Below are 5235 nucleotides of genomic sequence, written 5' to 3'. Positions count from 1 at the left end.
CTCGTCGGTTGGTTGTGGTGTTTGTCAGGGTTTAGTTGGAGAGTTTGATCCTGGCTCAGGACGAACGCTGGCGGCGTGCTTAACACATGCAAGTCGAGCGGTAAGGCCCTTCGGGGTACACGAGCGGCGAACGGGTGAGTAACACGTGGGTGACCTGCCCTCAGCTCTGGGATAAGCCCGGGAAACTGGGTCTAATACCGGATATGACCTCGCGTCGCATGGCGTGTGGTGGAAAGTTTTTCGGCTGGGGATGGGCCCGCGGCCTATCAGCTTGTTGGTGGGGTGATGGCCTACCAAGGCGGTGACGGGTAGCCGGCCTGAGAGGGCGACCGGCCACACTGGGACTGAGACACGGCCCAGACTCCTACGGGAGGCAGCAGTGGGGAATATTGCGCAATGGGCGGAAGCCTGACGCAGCGACGCCGCGTGGGGGATGACGGCCTTCGGGTTGTAAACCTCTTTCGACCGGGACGAAGCGAGAGTGACGGTACCGGTAGAAGAAGCACCGGCCAACTACGTGCCAGCAGCCGCGGTAATACGTAGGGTGCGAGCGTTGTCCGGAATTATTGGGCGTAAAGAGCTCGTAGGCGGTCTGTCGCGTCGATCGTGAAAACTTGGGGCTTAACCCTGAGCGTGCGGTCGATACGGGCATGACTTGAGTTCGGCAGGGGAGACTGGAATTCCTGGTGTAGCGGTGAAATGCGCAGATATCAGGAGGAACACCGGTGGCGAAGGCGGGTCTCTGGGCCGATACTGACGCTGAGGAGCGAAAGCGTGGGGAGCGAACAGGATTAGATACCCTGGTAGTCCACGCCGTAAACGGTGGGCGCTAGGTGTGGGGGCCATTCCACGGTCTCTGTGCCGCAGCTAACGCATTAAGCGCCCCGCCTGGGGAGTACGGCCGCAAGGCTAAAACTCAAAGGAATTGACGGGGGCCCGCACAAGCGGCGGAGCATGTGGATTAATTCGATGCAACGCGAAGAACCTTACCTGGGTTTGACATGCACCAGACAGCCTGAGAGATCAGGTTTCCCTTGTGGTTGGTGTGCAGGTGGTGCATGGCTGTCGTCAGCTCGTGTCGTGAGATGTTGGGTTAAGTCCCGCAACGAGCGCAACCCCTGTTCCATGTTGCCAGCGCGTTATGGCGGGGACTCATGGGAGACTGCCGGGGTCAACTCGGAGGAAGGTGGGGATGACGTCAAGTCATCATGCCCCTTATGTCCAGGGCTTCACACATGCTACAATGGCAAGTACAGAGGGCTGCGAGACCGCGAGGTGGAGCGAATCCCTTAAAGCTTGTCTCAGTTCGGATCGGGGTCTGCAACTCGACCCCGTGAAGTTGGAGTCGCTAGTAATCGCAGATCAGCAATGCTGCGGTGAATACGTTCCCGGGCCTTGTACACACCGCCCGTCACGTCACGAAAGTTGGTAACACCCGAAGCCGGCGGCCTAACCCCTTGTGGGAGGGAGTCGTCGAAGGTGGGACTGGCGATTGGGACGAAGTCGTAACAAGGTAGCCGTACCGGAAGGTGCGGCTGGATCACCTCCTTTCTAAGGAGCTCACCGAATGGTGAGGGTGACCGCTGTCAGGGTTTGCCCCTGGTGGTTGGTTCTCCTTTTCACGATTCCACCCCCGACCTTCGGGTTGGCGGGTGGCTGGGTGGAACACAAAAAACGAAACGTTGAACTCAAATTGTTCAGTGCTCTGCCTGCGGGTGGGGCGGTTCGGCACACTGTTGGGTCCTGAGGAGACACTTGTTGTCTTTTCTGGATCACTGCTGGTTACTGGTTGGCTAACGCTCCCCGTGTGGGTGTGGTGCTTGCGGGTGCTGGTGTGTGGTTGTGTGTTGAGTGTTGCATAGTGGATGCGAGCATCTTGTTGTGGTCAAGTTGTTAAGAGCACATGGTGGATACCTGGGCATCAGGAGCCGATGAAGGACGTGGGAGGCCGCGATAGGCCTCGGGGAGCTGTCAACCGAGCTGTGATCCGAGGGTGTCCGAATGGGGAAACCCAGCGCCCGTCATGGGGCGTTACCCGTACCTGAATTCATAGGGTGCGTGGAGGGAACGTGGGGAAGTGAAACATCTCAGTACCCACAGGAAGAGAAAACAATAGTGATTCCGTGAGTAGTGGCGAGCGAAAGCGGAAGAGGCTAAACCGTGTCCGTGTCAAGCCGGCAGGTGTTGCGGGTGCGGGGTTGTGGGACGTCATCGTTCAGTCACTGCCGTGATTGGGACAGTTCATTGCGTGTGTTAGCGGAACATCTCTGGGATGGGTGGCCGTAGTGGGTGAGAGCCCCGTACGCGAAAACATGCGTGTGGTTGTGGATGGTGTTCCCGAGTAGCAGCGAGCTCGTGGAATTTGCTGTGAATCTGGCGGGACCACCCGCTAAGCCTAAATACTACCTGATGACCGATAGCGGACAAGTACCGTGAGGGAAAGGTGAAAAGTACCCCGGGAGGGGAGTGAAATAGTACTTGAAACCGTGTGCTTACAAGCCGTCAGAGCCTTTTGGGGTGATGGCGTGCCTTTTGAAGAATGAGCCTGCGAGTTATGCTTCGTGGCGAGGTTAACCTGTGTGGGGTAGCCGTAGCGAAAGCGAGTCCGAATAGGGCGGTTGAGTCGCGGGGTGTAGACCCGAAGCGGAGTGATCTACCCATGGCCAGGGTGAAGCGTCGGTAAGACGTCGTGGAGGCCCGAACCCACCAGGGTTGAAAACCTGGGGGATGAGCTGTGGGTAGGGGTGAAAGGCCAATCAAACTCCGTGATAGCTGGTTCTCCCCGAAATGCATTTAGGTGCAGCGTCGTGTGTTTCTCACCGGAGGTAGAGCACTGGATGGCCTAGGGGGCCGACAAGCTTACTGAAGTCAGCCAAACTCCGAATGCCGGTGAGTGAGAGCGCGGCAGTGAGACTGTGGGGGATAAGCTTCATGGTCGAGAGGGAAACAGCCCAGATCACCAGCTAAGGCCCCTAAGCGTGCGCTAAGTGGGAAAGGATGTGGGATCGCCGAGACAACCAGGAGGTTGGCTTAGAAGCAGCCACCCTTGAAAGAGTGCGTAATAGCTCACTGGTCAAGTGGTCCTGCGCCGACAATGTAGCGGGGCTCAAGCGCACCGCCGAAGCTGTGGCAATGAGAACTTTGTTCTTGTTGGGTAGGGGAGCGTCCTGCATCTGGTGAAGCCCAGGGGTGACTTATGGGTGGAGGGTGTGGGAGTGAGAATGCAGGCATGAGTAGCGAATGCAGAGTGAGAATCTCTGCCGCCGGATGACCAAGGGTTCCTGGGCCAGGTTGTTCCGCCCAGGGTGAGCCGGGACCTAAGGCGAGGCCGTCAGGCGTAGTCGATGGATAACGGGTTGATATTCCCGTGCTCGTGATAGTGCGTCCATGCTGGGGCCGGTGATGCTAACCATCCGAACCCACTTTTGGACCTTCGGGTCTGTTGGTGGGGGAGCGTGGGATCCGATCCGGTAGTAGGCAAGCGATGGGGTGACGCAGGAGGGTAGCCTCGCCACGCGTTGGTTGTCGTGGTGTAAGCCTGTAGCCCGATTCCTAGGTAAATCCGGGGGTCATGAAGGGTGAGAGGTGACGCGTAGCCGATTGAGGCGAAGTAGGGTGATCCCATGCTGTCGAGAAAAGCCTCTAGTGAGTGCTGTTGCGGCCCGTACCCCAAACCGACACAGGTGGTCAGGTAGAGAATACCGAGGCGATCGAGCGAACTGTGGTTAAGGAATTCGGCAAAATCCCCCCGTAACTTCGGGAGAAGGGGGGCCATCTGTCCTGAAGCTCCTTGCGAGCTAGGGGTGGGTGGTCGCAGAGACCAGGCCCAAGCGACTGTTTACTAAAAACACAGGTCCGTGCGAAGTCGCAAGACGATGTATACGGACTGACGCCTGCCCGGTGCTGGAACGTTAAGAGGACCTGTTAACTCCCTTGTGGGGTGAAGCGGAGAATTTAAGCGCCAGTAAACGGCGGTGGTAACTATAACCATCCTAAGGTAGCGAAATTCCTTGTCGGGTAAGTTCCGACCTGCACGAATGGCGTAACGACTTGGGCGCTGTCTCGACCACAGACTCGGCGAAATTGCATTACGAGTAAAGATGCTCGTTACGCGCGGCAGGACGGAAAGACCCCGGGACCTTTACTATAGCTTGGTATTGATGCTCGGTTCGGCTTGTGTAGGATAGGTGGGAGACTGTGAAGCGGTCACGCTAGTGGTTGTGGAGTCATTGTTGAAATACCACTCTGGTCGAATTGGGTGTCTTAACCTCGGGCCATGATCTGGTTCAGGGACAGTGCCTGGTGGGTAGTTTAACTGGGGCGGTTGCCTCCCAAAGAGTAACGGAGGCGCCCAAAGGTTCCCTCAGCCTGGTTGGCAATCAGGTGTTGAGTGTAAGTGCACAAGGGAGCTTGACTGTGAGACTGACGGGTCGAGCAGGGACGAAAGTCGGGACTAGTGATCCGGCACCACCTGGTGGAAGGGGTGTCGCTCAACGGATAAAAGGTACCCCGGGGATAACAGGCTGATCTTGCCCAAGAGTCCATATCGACGGCATGGTTTGGCACCTCGATGTCGGCTCGTCGCATCCTGGGGCTGGAGTAGGTCCCAAGGGTTGGGCTGTTCGCCCATTAAAGCGGTACGCGAGCTGGGTTTAGAACGTCGTGAGACAGTTCGGTCCCTATCCGCCGCGCGCGTTGGAGACTTGAGGAAGGCTGTCCCTAGTACGAGAGGACCGGGACGGACGAACCTCTGGTGTGCCAGTTGTCCCGCCAGGGGCATGGCTGGTTGGCTATGTTCGGAAGGGATAACCGCTGAAGGCATCTAAGCGGGAAGCTCGTTCCAAGATGAGGTCTCCCACCACCTTGAGTGGGTAAGGCTCCCAGTAGATGACTGGGTTGATAGGCCGGAGATGGAAGCCCTGTGAGGGGTGGAGTTGACCGGTACTAATAGGCCGAGGGCTTGCCACAACATGTTGTTCGCATCCACTGTGTGACCCTGAGCACACAACCATGACCATCCGGTCACCCCTTTTCCGTAATGGCGGGGGGTGGCTGAGTGTGGTGGGTTGTGTGGTCTGTTCGAGGGTTTGAGATAAGTTGATAGTGTTGTCGGTGGTTATAGCGGTAGGGAAACGCCCGGTCCCATTCCGAACCCGGTAGCTAAGCCTTCCTGCGCCGATGGTACTGCACTCGACAGGGTGTGGGAGAGTAGGTCGTCGCCGACATTCAACGTGA

At 57.6% G+C, this 5235-nt stretch carries 3 rRNA genes; all 3 read left to right on the top strand.

Annotation, left to right across the window (positions count from 1 at the left end):
* The first annotated feature begins 32 nt into the window (after nt 1-32).
* Nucleotides 33-1551: ribosomal RNA gene (locus tag I4I78_RS30095) — 16S ribosomal RNA — on the top strand.
* Between the two features lie 332 nt (nt 1552-1883).
* Nucleotides 1884-4968, top strand: a 23S ribosomal RNA gene (locus I4I78_RS30090).
* A 140-nt stretch (nt 4969-5108) separates the two neighbouring features.
* Nucleotides 5109-5225 (top strand): 5S ribosomal RNA (gene rrf / locus I4I78_RS30085).
* Together the 16S, 23S and 5S rRNA genes form the textbook arrangement of a ribosomal RNA operon.
* Nucleotides 5226-5235: the final 10 nt, after the last annotated feature.

The sequence above is a fragment of the Pseudonocardia sp. KRD291 genome (genome assembly GCF_019263595.1).
In the GTDB taxonomy this organism is placed as follows: domain Bacteria; phylum Actinomycetota; class Actinomycetes; order Mycobacteriales; family Pseudonocardiaceae; genus Pseudonocardia.
Note: the sequence above shows the minus strand (reverse complement) of the source record. Positions and strands in the feature narration are given on the sequence as shown.